This window comes from Solibacillus sp. FSL R5-0691 (genome assembly GCF_037974225.1).
GTDB lineage: Bacteria > Bacillota > Bacilli > Bacillales_A > Planococcaceae > Solibacillus.
The window spans coordinates 1404403-1420498 of record NZ_CP150231.1; the positions used below are offsets into that span (position 1 = coordinate 1404403).

At 36.5% G+C, this 16096-nt stretch carries 18 protein-coding genes; 12 read left to right on the plus strand and 6 right to left on the minus strand.

All coding sequences use genetic code 11. The annotated features are described in order from the left end of the window. Window positions 1-32: 32 nt before the first annotated feature. The 3 genes from MKY51_RS06815 to MKY51_RS06825 are packed head-to-tail and all read right to left on the minus strand — an operon-like array spanning window position 33 to window position 3070. On the minus strand, window positions 33-1583 hold the full coding sequence (locus MKY51_RS06815) for a YndJ family protein (protein ID WP_339176093.1): 1551 nt from the start codon (window positions 1581-1583) through the stop codon (window positions 33-35). Continuing rightward, the gene (locus tag MKY51_RS06820) at window positions 1552-2160 is read right to left on the minus strand and encodes a DUF4166 domain-containing protein (RefSeq protein ID WP_339176095.1); all 609 of its coding nucleotides are present in this window, start codon (window positions 2158-2160) and stop codon (window positions 1552-1554) included. Before MKY51_RS06820 ends, MKY51_RS06815 begins: the two co-directional genes overlap by 32 nt. 1 nt (window position 2161) lies before the next feature. Then, window positions 2162-3070 carry a DoxX-like family protein gene (locus MKY51_RS06825; protein ID WP_339176096.1) on the minus strand — a complete coding sequence of 303 codons (909 nt, stop codon included), beginning with the start codon at window positions 3068-3070 and terminating at the stop codon, window positions 2162-2164. A gap of 160 nt (window positions 3071-3230) precedes the next feature. On the opposite strand from MKY51_RS06825, the gene MKY51_RS06830 reads away from it, so the two are divergent. From MKY51_RS06830 to MKY51_RS06840, 3 genes are all read left to right on the plus strand, one after another. Further along, on the plus strand, window positions 3231-3860 hold the full coding sequence (locus MKY51_RS06830; protein ID WP_339176098.1) for a hypothetical protein: 630 nt from the start codon (window positions 3231-3233) through the stop codon (window positions 3858-3860). A gap of 95 nt (window positions 3861-3955) precedes the next feature. Next, window positions 3956-4342 (plus strand): peptidylprolyl isomerase, encoded by a 387-nt coding sequence (locus tag MKY51_RS06835; RefSeq protein WP_339176099.1) that lies wholly within the window; start codon window positions 3956-3958, stop codon window positions 4340-4342. Between the two features lie 16 nt (window positions 4343-4358). Next, the gene (locus MKY51_RS06840) at window positions 4359-4772 is read left to right on the plus strand and encodes a hypothetical protein (RefSeq protein WP_339176100.1); all 414 of its coding nucleotides are present in this window, start codon (window positions 4359-4361) and stop codon (window positions 4770-4772) included. 79 nt (window positions 4773-4851) lie between these two features. Here MKY51_RS06840 and MKY51_RS06845 read toward each other — a convergent pair whose 3' ends face one another. After that, on the minus strand, window positions 4852-6138 hold the full coding sequence (locus tag MKY51_RS06845) for an alkaline phosphatase family protein (RefSeq protein WP_339176101.1): 1287 nt from the start codon (window positions 6136-6138) through the stop codon (window positions 4852-4854). A 4-nt stretch (window positions 6139-6142) separates the two neighbouring features. Further along, window positions 6143-7390: an MFS transporter gene (locus tag MKY51_RS06850; RefSeq protein ID WP_339176102.1), complete on the minus strand. Its 1248-nt coding sequence runs from the start codon at window positions 7388-7390 to the stop codon at window positions 6143-6145. Between the two features lie 155 nt (window positions 7391-7545). On the opposite strand from MKY51_RS06850, the gene MKY51_RS06855 reads away from it, so the two are divergent. From MKY51_RS06855 to MKY51_RS06865, 3 genes are all read left to right on the plus strand, one after another. Continuing rightward, the gene (locus MKY51_RS06855) at window positions 7546-8718 is read left to right on the plus strand and encodes an MFS transporter (RefSeq protein WP_339176104.1); all 1173 of its coding nucleotides are present in this window, start codon (window positions 7546-7548) and stop codon (window positions 8716-8718) included. Window positions 8719-8891: 173 nt separating this feature from the next. Continuing rightward, entirely contained in the window at window positions 8892-9557 is a 666-nt protein-coding gene (locus tag MKY51_RS06860; protein WP_339176105.1) for a metal-dependent hydrolase, read from the plus strand. Between the two features lie 164 nt (window positions 9558-9721). Continuing rightward, the gene (locus MKY51_RS06865; protein WP_339176106.1) at window positions 9722-10708 is read left to right on the plus strand and encodes a GGDEF domain-containing protein; all 987 of its coding nucleotides are present in this window, start codon (window positions 9722-9724) and stop codon (window positions 10706-10708) included. Between the two features lie 147 nt (window positions 10709-10855). Here the strand turns inward: MKY51_RS06865 and MKY51_RS06870 are convergent, their stop codons facing one another. Then, the gene (locus MKY51_RS06870) at window positions 10856-11713 is read right to left on the minus strand and encodes an XRE family transcriptional regulator (RefSeq protein WP_339176107.1); all 858 of its coding nucleotides are present in this window, start codon (window positions 11711-11713) and stop codon (window positions 10856-10858) included. A 371-nt stretch (window positions 11714-12084) separates the two neighbouring features. Between MKY51_RS06870 and MKY51_RS06875 the strand changes: the two genes are divergently transcribed. The 6 genes from MKY51_RS06875 (at window position 12085) to MKY51_RS06900 (ending at window position 16084) form a co-directional block, all read left to right on the plus strand. Then, window positions 12085-12636: a sigma factor-like helix-turn-helix DNA-binding protein gene (locus MKY51_RS06875; protein WP_339176109.1), complete on the plus strand. Its 552-nt coding sequence runs from the start codon at window positions 12085-12087 to the stop codon at window positions 12634-12636. Beyond that, the gene (locus tag MKY51_RS06880; protein ID WP_339176110.1) at window positions 12629-12796 is read left to right on the plus strand and encodes a YvrJ family protein; all 168 of its coding nucleotides are present in this window, start codon (window positions 12629-12631) and stop codon (window positions 12794-12796) included. Before MKY51_RS06875 ends, MKY51_RS06880 begins: the two co-directional genes overlap by 8 nt. 14 nt (window positions 12797-12810) lie before the next feature. After that, window positions 12811-12996 (plus strand): hypothetical protein, encoded by a 186-nt coding sequence (locus MKY51_RS06885; protein ID WP_339176111.1) that lies wholly within the window; start codon window positions 12811-12813, stop codon window positions 12994-12996. 603 nt (window positions 12997-13599) lie between these two features. Continuing rightward, a complete protein-coding gene (locus MKY51_RS06890; RefSeq protein ID WP_339176112.1) occupies window positions 13600-15165 on the plus strand; it encodes a hypothetical protein in 1566 nt (521 codons plus the stop codon). Window positions 15166-15374: 209 nt separating this feature from the next. Next, a complete protein-coding gene (locus tag MKY51_RS06895; protein WP_339176113.1) occupies window positions 15375-15857 on the plus strand; it encodes a DUF2975 domain-containing protein in 483 nt (160 codons plus the stop codon). Between the two features lie 11 nt (window positions 15858-15868). Continuing rightward, window positions 15869-16084 (plus strand): helix-turn-helix transcriptional regulator, encoded by a 216-nt coding sequence (locus MKY51_RS06900; RefSeq protein ID WP_339176114.1) that lies wholly within the window; start codon window positions 15869-15871, stop codon window positions 16082-16084. Window positions 16085-16096: the final 12 nt, after the last annotated feature.

A 16096-nucleotide genomic window follows, 5' to 3' on the forward strand; every position in this document is an offset into this window, starting at 1 on the left:
GCTCCCTTTATGTATAGGGAAGCCGGGAATTTTTATTTTTTACGGATATGATAATCAATATGTAAAAACTTTATACCGAACAGTGTCATCTGATGCGTTGCTGTAAGAATGCCTTGCTGTTCCCTAATCACAAAATTCTCATGTAACGGAAGTTTGAATAGATAAGATCTGAACGTTAAATACGTACCAGCATCGCCTTGTCCGTCACTTGTTAAGTACAGTGCGCGGTCTTTTACGGAAAGCTGCAGTATTCCATGCATCGACGAGAAGGGCAAAGGCAATGCAATATTCATATAAGTATTGGCTGCATCACGATGCTGCGAATAAATCGCATTAAAAACGGGTTCCCCATTGATCGACCGTTGCCAGACACGCGGTTTTTCCCGACCATCTTGTTGCGGATCAACTTGCCAGATTTCACCGTCCATCACAATCATTTTCGAGGAATAGGGTAAATTCAGCTGTCCCATTTTCCTGCTAATGAACTGATACACAAAAGCAAAAGGTTTGAACCATGCTGCCCATTGTACCGACGCTTTTAATTCAAATTGTGCAGTTTGCTCATAAAACTCATGAACCAATTCAGAAATTTCCTCTTTATTAATATAGGATGACATATCATCGACAAGTCCTTGTGCCGGTTTGTTTGTTGGAGAAAACCTTCCACGAATTTTGCTTATCGGGAATGTATAGTCGTGCTGCTTTGTCGGTGGCAGCAATAGGCTCCAGGCGATTACTACCGATATACCAAACCCTAAACAATTTAAAAGACCATGGAAATCCAGCATATCCGGAATATCAATAAGATTCGTTCCTGTTAAATTGCTATATGCATATAAAAACGACCAAATAATTGTAAAGCATAATATCAAAAATGCCAGGCGAATGAAGAGGCGTTGAATACCAGGTAATGGCCACTTCATAACGAAAAAGCTGGTGCTGAAAATAGCAATGACATACAAGCTTACTGAAATGATTTCAACGATCCTTGAAAACGTAATTCCCGCTGCTACGAGCATTGGTCCTGCTGCGATGACGGCACAGCAAAATTTGAAATAACGGGTCATATGAAGACGCCCTATCAAACCGACTGTAATGCATAGCAGAAAGGCGGAGTAATGAAAGTGTATTGCTGTCAGCCAAGTAATAATCGGACTGAAGCCTGTATCCAGTTGCAGATGGAATGCCATAAACCACAGTCCACCCATTACAATATAAATGAGACCGATATCTATCATTATTTCTGCTGTATTGACAAAGCCTCTTTTTAAAAACCGGTTAACACCATGGGAGGCAATGAGAAGTGTACTTAGCAAGTAGATAAGTACACAAAGCAGGATGAGGAAATTATTCTGTATAAAGTACAGTATTGTCACGGCAAGTTGACCGCCAGCTATAATAAGTCTTTGCCAATTTTTCAGGGAAACCAACTGCTCTACCATGACTGGTACAAAGATAAGTTGGGCCAGCGTCAAATAATAATACATCGATGTTGGTTCGTTAAATAACAGAAGCGTGGCCATACATACTAGACCGATGATTGTTAAAGGTCTACTGAGCACATGGCGTAAATTGACCAGCATACATCATCATCCTTCCGATGAAATCATTATAAATGGAAACATGAATCGTATATACATCGAGCACATCATCGTAGCCTTCTGTTACAACAACGCGGCCTGTCAGTTTCTTTGGCAAACCAACTTCTTTACGCCCGAAGACGGCACGCTGTTCTGCAGAGCGAATCATTAATGAACCGTCCTTTGTAACATCCATTTTTAAGTCAGAGTAGAACAGTGAAGGATCCCCTAAATAATCTTTAACAATTTGTCTTTCCAAATCGACTGTCATCGTTGCATTGAACTTTCTTGTCGCCATTGGAAAATAGAAGGTGCGCTCCCAATACACTTCAGCGTCCTTTTCGTTGTTCATTCGTGCGGTATTCGTTATTGTAAAAGGAATTTCCTCGCCGGACTCTGGAAACAGGAAGTCTGTTTTCGTAAAGAATTTATACATTGGTCGTAATAAACGTGGTCCGGAATGAATAACTTGCATTGTTCCTTGTGCATGAAAAGGCTGACCTAATGGTAGGCGGTACCTTTCCTGCAGTTTTGGATGCAGTCTGGTAAAGTCTTCTGCCAGCAATGTTTCATAAATCATATTAAGCACCTCTTTTTCGTTTGCAAAATTTTGCTGTCGGTAATTCTTTTGTCAGCAGTAAAGCAACTATTGAAGCAATCCATAATCCAACGTTAAAGGTAACAACATTAAATGGAGCCGTTGCTACTGAAGGTGCAGCGATAATTGCGCTTAATGTCAGCAATGGGAACAATAAAATCTGTGCTTTTAGCAGCAGCGGTTGCAATTTCGGTACCAAAAAGATGATCCCAATCACCATCTCCAACATACCTATCCAAACTATGGCCGTTGATGCTTGACCATATGTTAGCGGGGACAGTTTCATCAGCATATCAATTTCAAGCGGATGCTTCATCAACGCTTTCGGAACGAGACCTTGATAGAGCCATATGAAACTAAACAGGAAGCAGAGTAAATAATAGCTGAAAAATCGCCGGTATTGGGTTGCCGGTTTTTCTCCGATTTCAATCCATCTTGCCAACACATTAAAGCTTAGCGCAGTTGCCCAGCCGATAACAGGACGGAAAAGTAAATCAAACAATTGTCCGAATCTACCAAATCGGGCATCGTAGTCATACTGGGTCAGAAAAATAACGCGGTCGCCATTCGGTATATATTGCCAGTAGCCGCGTCCTTCTTTAATTGGAGAAATCATTTGCGGTGTTCCGAAATGCAGAGAAGAAGTTTTAACACCACTTGCTTTTTCATGTGTTCCTTTACTTTCACCCCAACCTGCAACTGACAGACCCGGCATTATTTTTGTTGTATATGTAAAAGTTTGAGGTGCGTCTTCATGCTGTTTTTCATTGTAGGTGATGGATGTGAAACGTAAATCCCATTGTTCATGCAGATTAGGCTGCTGTGTATATTGCCATACTTTTTCAATCGAGCTGTCTATAACAGTTTCCACATAAATCGGCTTTTTCTTCAAAAATTTCAGCTCCTCTATCAAAATGTATTCTACTTATTCATCATACCTTAATATTCCTACTTTAAAGTGAATGAATTTGGTTAATAAATGTTAATCTCTTACAATTTCAAGTATTATAAGAATGTATAGTTTTAAGTAACCAATTTTAAGGGAGGAAGCAATGGACTTTATTTTGGATTATAAGTGGTTTTTCCTCATTACTGCAGAAGTTGTTTTCTGGGTATGTGCATTTGCCTTTTTGCTGTTGCGCTACTGGTTTCAGCTGAAAAAGCTGAGTATATTCGTATTTATTATTTTTATTGTGAATGATTTATGGATTGCACTTTTGGCTTATTTTGATTATCAGCGAACAGGTGAATTTTCGAGTTATCAAATTATTATCGTGATTCTTATTGTATATGCGATGACATTCGGGAAGTCAGACTTTAAAAAGCTCGATGCCTTTATTAAAAGGTGGGTGGCTAAAAGACGGGGAGAGCCAATCGATAATTCACTCCAACCTGTTAAACTGTATGGGAAGGCTTATGCGATACAAGAATGGAAGCAATTTGTGTTACATTTCGTCGTTTTTATCATTGTTCACATAGGATTTGTAATTGCAGTCGGTTTTTCAGACAGTTTGCAGCAAATACCACTGAGTGATTTTTTCGGAATGTGGTTTGATGACGAGAGCGGAAATTTCCCATTTAATAATGAAGGAATCAATAAATTCAGTCAGGTATGGCTGATTATTCTTGCCATTGATTTTGTGATAACACTTTCGTACACTTTATTTCCGAAAGAGAAATGATTGAAGTGATAAATTAAAATACGGCAAATTTAAGGTGTTAAATTTAACTAAATGCACTTGAATAAAACGAGACGAACCAAGGAAGGGGACGTAACTTGAAAAAATTAATATCATTCATGTTTATTACAGCCATACTTTTAGCTGCTTGCAACTCCTCGGAATTGAGTATTACCGAAGTGCAAAAGATTCCTCCAAAAGTACAGGAGAGTATTGATTTTATGGATCCCGATGACACATTGCAGCTTGTTAACGATAGCAAAAGCGATGTGAAGTATATTGTTTTTCAATCGGTAGGAACCGTAACAGCTGAACTTGAAGAGAGAGAAAACATATTGGATATAAAATTGGAAACTGAAAATGAAGAAAATAGCGAGTTAAAACAATACGTTTATAAAATTACTCGTGGTGATGCACAATATGATTCAATTAATGTAAAAATAAACGGACAAGATACCCCTATAGATAGTTCCACAGGGTTTTAAAAGAAGGTTAGATTAGATGGAGGATGTTTTGAAGAAATTTTTAGTAGTATTTGTTATTTTAATTTTATTTTTTATTGTAAGAGGATTTAATAGTAATTCGCCTAATCAAATTAAAGCAGATTACTTCGATATCGGTTATGGGCAGAGCATGTATGTGGGCTATAACAAAGTGGATGAAAAAACGGTTCAGTCCCTTGTGAAGGAATACAATCAAATTAAAGATATTGAACAGACAAACGAGGAAATTAATTATGATAAGGCGGTAACGATTCATTTTATCTATAATGATCAAATATCAGGTAGTTTAGTGATCGATAATAAAGGGGTTTTTCTACTGGGAAATCGTTCTGGAAATTTTCAAATCGACGAAAACAATGATATGTATGAAAAAGCTTTAAAGATTTATAAAGAAGTGAAAGAACAAAATTAAAATAGAGCTTTATAATTATGAAATTAAAATCCCTTTTGAAGCTAACCATTCAAAAGGGATTTTCTATATAGTATCGGTATTATCGCTTGAATATTTCAGTCAATGCTCTGCCATCTGTATTTGCAAAGTCCACATCTAAAATATGTGCAATGGTCGGACCGATATCAACGACACAAGCTTCACCAATTGTTGAGCCGGCTTTCACACCGTTGCCTGAAATAATCAGGTTGCTTGTATAATCAGCTTTGTCAGGGGAGTAGCCATGTGTCGCATACTTTTCGCCAAGTACATGTAAGTCGACAACAGCTTCCTGTAAATGGTCATCTTCAAAAGCAAAGCCTTCTTTCGCTTCAATCATATAATGGAATTTACTGGCTACATGAAATCCCTGTAATTCCTCCGCACTCAAAATCGCTTCGATGCCGTAAGCCTCATTCCGTGCAGCATCCTGTAAAATTGTAAGCGCTATCTTTTCTGCTTCTACGTCACCGGGCTGTACATGCAAATATGCGGCTCCACCAGCACTTTGAACATATGCACGCCAATGCCAGTCTCCATTCTCCTCATAAATCAGGCCTTCCTCGTATAAAATCCGATTCAAATATACTTTAAACTGAACATCGAGCTGACTGTGATCTCCAACGATTATAAAAGTCGTTTCTTCATAAATATCCGCATCGATTGTCGCCTGGATAAGGTCTCCAATCCGGCGATCCATCCGTTCAATGACTTCTTCGATATGAGGCCCCTTTGTTCCATGTAAATGCTTCGTATCATCGAGATCAATTAAATGCATTAGAAGTAAATTCGGCTTTTTCTTTTTAATCGTATCTACTGCACATAGTGTTGTGAAATCATCCAAATACGGCTGCTGAATCCCTTGCCGAACTTTTCCGTACTTCATTTCCATTTGCATCGTAAACAATTTACTGCCGCTTTTCAGTATTTTCAGTGCCTGGTTTTCATTTTTAATCGCTTTTATTTCGGGAATATTAAAGTGAATATCCGCTTTTCCTGATACTGGCCATAAAAGTCCTGCAGTTGTAAGTCCTTGTTTTCGAGCTGCCTCATATACAGTTGGTGCTTGGATATCACTTCGGAACCAGTGCCATTTCTGATCGTTTTCGGGCACGAACGGCTGAAATGGATTGTTATGAAAAACTCCGTGCCGGTCTGGATAAACACCTGTCACATAGGAGCTGTGTATAACATAGGTGAGGGTAGGGTAGACACTTTTCATTAAATTTGTGGAGGCCCCTCGTTCAATCAGTTTTGCTAAATTCGGTTTGAATGCTGCACTTTCCCAATTATCTTTAGAAAAGGCATCATAGGAAACGACAATTACATATTTATTATTTTTCTTCATTCGATCACCCTGCTAATTTAGTTTGTTCATGCGCATCTTTTGGCAGCATTAAAAAGACAATGAGCCCGATTATGAATAGAGGAATAATAGATAAAATACTGTATCTCGCATCGCCGGTCATCGTTGTTGTCAGTGCCATTAAAAAAGGACCGATAATCGCGGCAAACTTTCCGAAAATATTATAGAAACCGAAAAATTCATTGGAGCGTTCTTTCGGTATAATTTTTCCGTAATACGAACGGCTGAGTGCTTGAATCCCGCCTTGTGCAGATCCAATCATTATTCCTAAAATAAAGATATGCCACAATTCTGAAATGAAAAAGGCAGCGATACAAGCAATCATATAAGTCATAATGCCGACAATAATTAATGCTCTTGTCGAATATTTTTTTGCAAGTGAACCGTAAAGCAGAGCAAAAGGAAAGGCTACAATTTGAATAACAAGTAAAATGGCCAAAAGCATAAATGTATTTAGCCCGTCGGAGCCTAAAACACTTGTCGCATACGGAACAACCATTTTAATAATTGTATCGACACCATCGATATAGCAGAAATAAGCGATTAAAAACATGAATACGATTTTAAAGTCTTTAATATTTATAAAGGTTTGACCTAATCGTTTGAAACTATTGCCGATCGGATTCGGCTCGGGTTCTATATAATGGCGCTGTTTGACGTCTTTAATCATCGGAATCGTCAGTAAACCCCACCATAGCGCGGTAATACAAAAGCCGATTTGGTAACCGATCGCTGCATCCATCCCCATCACTAAGATGACGACTAAACTGATCCCAAATGGAATGACACTTGAAATGTAGCCGAAAGCAAAGCCGGATGATGATACTTTATCCATTTTCTCATCTGTTGTTACATCGACCAAGAAAGAATCATAGAAAATATTGGCGCCGGCAAAACCGATACATGAAAGAATGTACATGACGATTAATAGCTGCCATTGCCCACTATCCGGTGAAATAAATGTAAAGGAAAGAGTGGAAATAATTCCGACTAACGCAAAAAATGTGAAGAAACGTTTTTTCTTGTCCTTATAATCAGCAAAGGCTCCTAATATAGGACTAAGAACGGCGACAAGTATACTTGCGAGTGAATTGAAGTAACCTAAATCCATGTTGTTCACACCTTGAAACATCCCGAAAACAATGGGAAAAAGCGCGGTAGTGATTGCAATGGAATAAGCCGAATTCCCGCAGTCGTATAAAATCCAGGACTTTTCTTCTTTTGTCAGCTTCACTTACATAAAACCTCCTAACCTACTATTTTCAGTCATTATACCATTATCTTGAAATTGATAAGTGGAACCATACAGTAATTTCATATTAAAGAAATATTCTTTACGCAAACTCTGTATAATGGAAGTTATCTCTCAAAATTTTCAGGAGGCAGGCTATGGCAAGGATTTTTAATTATTTTCATCCGCTTGTATGGATTATATTAAGTGGCACGATATTTGTACGGACTGCGAGTTTCATGGCAATCCCGTTTTTAGCTTTATATTTACATAATGAACTACAGGCCTCACCTTTATTAATCGGCGTTACAATTGGAATTGCCCCTCTGTTTTCAACATTCGGCGGGTTAATCGGCGGTTATTTAACCGATCGATTCGGACGAAAAGCGGTTATTATAATTACAGTCTTTATATGGAGCCTTACATTCGTTGGGTTTGCGTTAGCTCCTTCAGCTGTTTACTTTGTCGTGTTGAATGCGGTGAACGGGCTATGCCGCTCTTTTTTTGAACCGGGTACGCAAGCGCTGATGATTGATTTTACGGAAGATGCCAAGAAAAGAAGGCTATTTTCCGTACGGTATACGGCCATTAATATTGCGGCTGTTATGGGACCGTTGCTCGGTGTCTGGGTCGCAAGCCTATCAAGCCCGGCGACACCGTTTATGATTACCGGCATTATGTATGCGCTGTATGGCCTATTTTTATTTGTCGTATTAAACCGTTATGAAATGAAGCAAAAAAGGCTTAAATCAAATCATCAAATCCGGTCGTTATTACAAGCGGTGTTCCATGATCAGAAGCTGCTGCTCTTTATTGCAGGGGGAATTTTGATTACGGTCGGATATTCCCAGTTCAACTCGACACTCCCACAGTTCATTAATATGAATGTGGAGGATGGGGTGAAGCTCTTTTCCTATGTGATTGTCGCAAACTCCATTACAGTACTGGCATTTCAGCTGCCTTTAACGGTTTTAAGCGAGAGAATTTCAATATACAGTTCGCTGAAAATCGGTGTCGTTATTTTTGCGGTCGGATTATTTCTGTTTGGTGTTTCCGACAGTTCTTGGATGTTCATTGCGAGTATGATTGTGTTCTCGGTCGGGGAGATTTTCTGTTTTCCGATGATGAATGCAGTTATTGAGGAAATTGCACCTGAGGATCAGAAGGGGACATATCTTGGTGCGTCACAGTTTAAAAATATAGGAGGTTTTATTGGACCGATTATCGGTGGATGGCTGTTAACGGTTTATATCGATTATATGTTTGCGATGATTTCATTAATCATGCTTTGCAGTATTTTTATATATAACCGAGCGCAAAGGCTGACTTGAAATGTGAACGATCGGTAAGTAATAAACCGAAAGAGCTGCACATAAAGTGAAGCAGGCTTCATTAATGAAAAAACTTGATTAATAGAACTTCATTAAGTACAATGAACACTTTGAATACATAAGAAGTTCGCGGTAAATTCCGCTAAAAGACTTTACAACAAAGAGGTGACATCATGAAAGGTCGAACGCATTTAACAATTGGTTTAGGAATCGGGGCAGTGGCATCTGTCAGCCAGGCACCTGAGATGATCCCGGTTGTTTTAGCTGTATCCGCGGTAGCTTCACTTGCTCCGGATTTGGATGGGAACAATCTGTTGAATAAACATGTAACGAAAACAGCGAAACAAATAAAAAAGGGCGGACAAATGGTTGGCGGAATCATAATGATTCTGTCGTTGGCAGCCTATGTAAATCTTTTGCCTTTTCTGGATGGTGACTGGTTTACGCAACAAAATAAGCTGCTGTTTTTAGCGTTGGGTGCTATTATTATCGCAATGTCCATGAGAAGTCAGGAAACGCTGAAAAATATTTTAATGACGATTTTAAGTTTATTCCTTCTGTATTATGCAATTACTGATGAGTTATGGTGGCTCGTTTTGTTTGCCGTTTATATTGGGGCAGCTGGCTGGTTTCCGCATCGGGGCTTCACCCATACAATTTGGGCAGTGTTATTTTGGGCATATATGTCCCATCTGCTGGAAGTGAGTACAGGCGCGGAAAATTTAGCGATCATCTCCACTATGGCCTATTTATCTCATATATTAGGTGATATGATGACGAAAAAAGGGGTTAAATTTCTCGCTCCGATTACGAATAAAGTATTTAAAATACGAATATAGATTTTAAGGGAAGGTCTTTCATCAGTTTCAATGAACTGTCGAAAGATCTTTTTTTAGTTGATTACTATTCACTGCATAGAATTCTGTCATAAGCTATAATAAAGTAAATGATTACAAGTTAAATAAACAATAATGCCCAATACAGATGTAGAGGAGGGTGAAGTATGATTGAAATGCATCGAAGAAATTCATTATTACTTCTATTAATAAGTGTATTTTATTTTACACAAATAATAATTAATATATCGATTGAAGGTATAGCGAGTATTTTTCCTCCAGCATTCTTCTTTGGAATCTTTGGGCTCATCATGATTTTGCTGATTCAAAAGAAAGTAAACGCCAAATTCACAATGTATGTCATGATCATCAGTATGTACTTATATTTTTATTATCTGCTTAATGATTCGCCGTATTTAGTAAATTATTTCTTCATGTGGCTCGCCCTTCCGCTAAGTGCTATATATCAACAGATCAAAGCTGTTTTGATGGCAGGGGTCGCTTCGATCATTCTTACATTCTATTCGTTTTTTTTTCTTCACGATGAAATTTTTCCGAATGTCGTCAAGGAAGACTTTATTTATTTAATACTGTTTGGAATATTTATCACCATTTTTCTTATTGTTTTCATCCTTAAAGTGAGGGAAGCAAATGACAAGTTACAGGACTTGGCTTATCACGATCCTTTAACCGGTGCAGCAAACCGTTCATTGCTTAGAGAAAAGTTTGATTTAATGAAACATGAGAATGTCGATTCAATAGCCTTATTGTTCCTTGATATGAACGGCTTTAAAAATATTAATGATACATACGGCCATGAAATAGGGGATCAATTATTACAGATTATTGTTCTAAGGATCGATGGCGTATTAAGGGAAACCGATTTACTGTGCCGGTTAGGTGGAGATGAATTCGTCGTTCTCACGGCTAATGTGAATAATTCGATATTGAAAAAGATAAAGAAACGAATCCAATCTGCTCTAGAGAAGCCAATGATTCTAGATCAGCATATTATCAATGTTTCGGCAAGCATTGGATGGCACTATACAACGGATGTTGCATATGCAGATCTGGACAATATGATTAAAGCATCAGACCGAGCAATGTACAAAGAGAAAGAGTTGAAAAAACGGCAGGAAGATGCGATTAAATAAGTCAAAAGAAAAGGCCGTTCTTGGACGGCTTTTTTTTGTCTATTTTTATTATCTCCGTCGACGGCTGCTTTTAGTAGATAAACGGTAATTACACGAGCCATCTTCAATACACCAAGTATTCTCGTATTGCACATCTATTTTTTTATTTTAATTTGAGTATTTATCGATTTCTGTTTCTAATATAGAAAGCAACTCGATTTCGTCTAAAACTTCCAACATATTCATCCCTTTAGTTTGCCAATATAATCCGCAATGACCCAAATTATTTAAACAAATCCCTTTACGTATATAACATATAGACAGATTTATAAAAAGTTTCTCTATTTTACATAGTTCAATAGAGTTTTCTAATTGTTTTAAAGCCATATGATAGTCGTGATTTTTTAAATACAACAAAGAGAGGTTAATTAAAAAATTTATTTTAATCCGGTTTATATTCTGGAAGTTTTTATATTTTTCAATATGTCGAAAAGCGAATTTTTTCATTTCGACAGCGGTTTCAATCGGAAAAATATAAAGTATGGAATTTAGTAAAAAGATATCGGACAAGTACAAGTCGTCTCTGCGCGATAGTTCTGTCCAAATGGGCTCGGCAAGTAATTTCGCACTATGAAAATCGTTCGTATTAGCCAATATTGTTAAACTTTTTATAATGATAAATATTTTATTAATTAGATGATCATCAGGAAATTCCTTTAAAAATAAAATACAACTTCCCTGTAATTGCAATAAATTTTCCGAATTATTATATGTTTGATTATAGAAATTCGTAATAATTTCATCCCTTAACGGCATGATATACCCATTATCAATATATTTAAATTCTTCATAGGATGTTTCAATTCTTACTAAAAATTCACTTAAAGTTGAATGCTTAATATCTTTATTTTCACCTAGTTCAAATTTGGAGAAATTCCCTTGAGTACAAATATTGTTGGATACATATTTCTGTGAAAATCCTTTGCCGACTCGAATTTTTTTTAATGTTTTTCCGTAATTATTCATAATACCCTCCAAATATTCATTTACTAATATTATAAGTTTGTGAAGTGTAATTTATGTAAAATTAGTAAAAAAAAGGGGGTGAGAAAGTGGTTGAGTTTATTATTATCGCGCTGGAATTATGGATTGTAGGAATTGGCGGGGGATAAAAAGACATTTTCAGTAAAATGATTGCACCAGTCGTAATAGATTCCCAACTCGTACGCCTGGTGCATCTTCTTATGAAATATTTCAATAAAGCGTAATATTTTGGTTGTATTATTCTTAGGGAAATCCCCTTTATATAATAAGGGATAAGCATTCTATTCAGTCTTTTTAATTAAAAACGAACAGAAGTTCAGGTTTTAAGACTAAAAAGATAAGGGGAATGACGAATGAAGATATTGAATCCTGATGTCGTGAATAGTAATGTGTTTAAAAGTTTTTTAGAGATTGAAGACTACAACAAACTGTATAATGCATACTTGCAGGATCCGACAAGTTCGAATGCGGATGCTTTAAATGAACAATTTAAATACTTTGAAAAACTGATTATACGTATCGCCTATATAAAAAAAGCAATTATATATGAATCAAAAAAATTTGATTCAAAGCTAAGAGAGTACAATAAAAAATACGAATTAAATTTGGATGCACCTATAAATGAAAGCCTGACAATGCTAGACACCGTTCAAGATGAAAATTCTTCTGTACAATTCGAAAGCATTTTTGAGAATGACTTAGAGAGCTTGTTGAGTGATGAAATGTTAATAACTTTGTTAAAACGTTTAAATACAAAGCAAAAGCAAGTATTGTATTACCGGTATGTAAACGAGTTAACTGAGAAGGAAATTGCGAAGATTTACAATGTTTCACAACAAGCCATTTCTAAGATGATTCATAAAGCAATTAGAATTTTGAGAGAAGGGAGGGAGGAAAATGATTGAGGGGCAGCTGTTTCAAATATTAGGGAATTTCGGATTTCCCATTACGATAGCAATTTATTTATTAATGCGATTTGAAGGCAAAATCGATTCATTACGAAATTCAATTGATGTATTATCGAATGACCTCACAAAGACAAATCATGAAAGGAGTAAAAAATAGAGGGGAGGTTAACTATGGTCGAGCAATTTGATCAAATTGAAATTGTTCAAGTATTAAAAAGATTGGAACCGATCATCTCATATTCTTCGCTGCAAACGAGAATGGAAAATCGGGATGACCTTAAGCAACATCTTTATGAAGTTACCATTAAAACTTTAAAAAATACGGTTTTCGTACAACCAAAAGGATTGTTTAAATGAATAGAATAGTTGGCGAGGCATTTTGATATCTAAGGAGCTACTTACATCTTTGGATTATTAAAATGCCTTTTTAATTTATAGTAATTTATAAATTCCTGTTATTACAAGGATGCTGAAATGCATGATACATAATAAATAAGGTGTTTTTACGGAAATTCTTACCTAGTTGAGCCTATTATGATTTTAATTGGTAATAATGTGCTGAGAAATGTCTTATTAGTTTAGATAATTATTACTGTCCCGTGATATATGTAAAATGTTTTCACCAAATTAAAAAGTAAGGAAAATTTTTAAGATTACTAACAGAACAAATGTGGAAGCGTATTCATTATATAAAAACGGATTGATTTTATCAGTATATTTTATTTCACATATTGCAAAATTCAAAAGATTCGTAATGGGGAGATCAACTCTTTTAATATGAGTAAAACAATATCGTAATATAATTTTGCTATATTTTATGCAGGCAGTAGATGGTGCTGCCAAATAAATTGAGGAATCATTTTACTCGGTTCAATCAGAGATGAAACGATTAGATTAATACCGAGGTTAATGAAAAATCCATCCTATCAGTACAAAATACGAATTAGGAGAGATCAAGTAATGAACAAAAAACAAATGGACTCTAAAACAGCAAATAAGAATTTTTCTAAGAAAGTAGCGCCACTAGTGATGTCAACATCATTTATCGCTGCATCATTTTTAGCGGCAGGTGCACCTATCTCAGCAGCGGAATTGGATGCAAAAGATGTTAATCAGGAAGTTATTGAACAAGCAAAAAATCACGGGCAGAAAGTGTCTGAATTTGCAAAGAGCCTGCCAGGTTCTCCTGAAAAAGGGAAGCTTGTCAGCCAAGTTGCCCAGCAAAAAACCGAAACGACAGATGAATTAGATGAGACAGATAATATAGATGATACAACGGATGATGGTATAACAGAAGAGCTAGAAACACCGGTGTCTGGTGATGATGTAACAGTTGATGCTCCAGAAGCCGATCGAGCAGAAGAAGAGTTAAGTGATGAGACAGAATCTCCGGTAGCAGAAGAGGAACCAGTTGAAGATATTACTGAAGAACCAGTAGCACCAGTTTCTGAAGAGGATCAATCGGAAGAAGTGGTAACTGATGAAACAGAAACACCGGTAGCAGAAGAAGAACCAGTAGAAGATGTAACGGAAGAACCGACAGCACCAGTTTCTGAAGTAGAACCAGTAGTAGAAGAGGGAACTGATGATGCAGAAATACCGGTAGCAGAAGAAGAAGAACCAGTGGAAGAAGATGTAACAGAAGAACCGATAGCGCCAGTTTCTGAAGAAGAACCGGTGGAAGAAGAGGGAACTGATGATGCAGAAATACCGGTAGCAGAAGAAGAACCAGTAGAAGAAGATGTAACGGAAGAACCGGCAGCTCCAGTGTCAGAAGATGACGAAGCGGGAGAAGAGGGAACTGATGAGACCGAAACTCCGATAGCAGAAGAACCAGTGGAAGAAGATATAACTGAAGAACCCGCAGTACCGGTGACTGAAGATGATCTAACAGAAGTAATTACACCAGAAGATGACTTTACTACATGGGTAGAAGAATCTTACCAATTTATCGATAATAGCTACCAAAGCTTAATTAACTACTACCAAACACATATTGAACAATATTTAAGTAGTTTCGATTCTGAACAATCTAACGAATCAACTGATGTAAGTTCTGATGTAGTTGAAACAGTACCTGCAACTGTAGAGGAAGATTCTGCACTAGATGTAGAAATGGAAGAGTTACCTTCTACTGTAGAAACAGAAAATACACCAGTAACTGATGAAGCAACTGATATTATTGAAACAGTACCAACAACTGGAGAGGAAGATTCTTCACTAGACATCCCGGTTGAAAATACTATTCTACCGGTTGAAACTGATGAAAATCTGGAAGTACCAGTAGATGCAGCAACTGAAGAGTTATCTTCTACTGTAGAAACACCAGAGCAATTTAGTGAAGAAGTGGAAAACACTGTTTCAGAGCCGGAAGAAGAACCAGTCCAAACAGATACAGAAGAAATTAGTGTAAATCCTGAAGAAGAACAAAATCAAAGTGAAAAAATTGCACTAAAAGATAAAGTCATTGGTTACTACCAAGATCTTGTAGCATCATTCTCTAACTTTTTAAGCTTTCTAAAATAAGAGGCGCAAAGTGAAAAAAATTAAATAACAATGTGTTTAAGCTTGGAAAGCCTTAATTAGTAAGGTTTTTCCAAGCTTTTTATTTTGGGATTGTGAATGTAAAACCTAATATGCAATAAATAAATAATGAAATTAGATATATTTTTATTGATTTACGATAAATCGTGTATTAAAATCAAAATTGAAAATAAATAAATGAGGTGCGAATTATGAAAAAAGTAACTACGTTGTTTTTAAAAGTTGCTGTTGTTTTTTTAGGAATTCCTATTTTAGCGTTATGCATCTTTTTAGTACCTGAGTTGGCAAATGTAGCATCAAAAATGCTTCCGGAGTTTGCATTCGTAAAATATTTTGTTTACATCGTTTTAGATGCTTCGGCAATTCCTTATTTCTTTGCTTTGTATCAGGCTTTCCTACTTTTACGCTATATCGACAATAATAAAGCGTTCTCTGATCTAGCTGTGAAACCTTTAAAGAAAATAAAAATTTGTGCCATCACTATTAGTATTTTGCATTTATTCGTTTTACCGCTGTTTTATATATTTGCAGAATTGGATGACGCACCGGGTGTTATCTTTGTCGGATTAGTTGTTCCTTTTGCTTCATTGGTAATTGCAGTCTTCGCAGCGGTTCTTCAAAAACTTTTACAGGAAGCAATTCATATTAAATCTGAAAATGATTTAACGGTCTGAGGTGAATAACTATGGCAATTATTATTAATATTGATGTGATGCTGGCAAAAAGGAAAATGAGTGTAACAGAACTTTCGGAAAAGGTTGGAATTACGATGGCTAACCTTTCAATATTGAAAAATGGAAAGGCAAAAGCCATCCGAATAACAACTTTAGAGGCAATTTGTAAGGCGTTGGATTGTCAGCCTGGAGATATTTTAGAATACAAAAGTGATGAGGAAATTTAGGTGAAACATAAT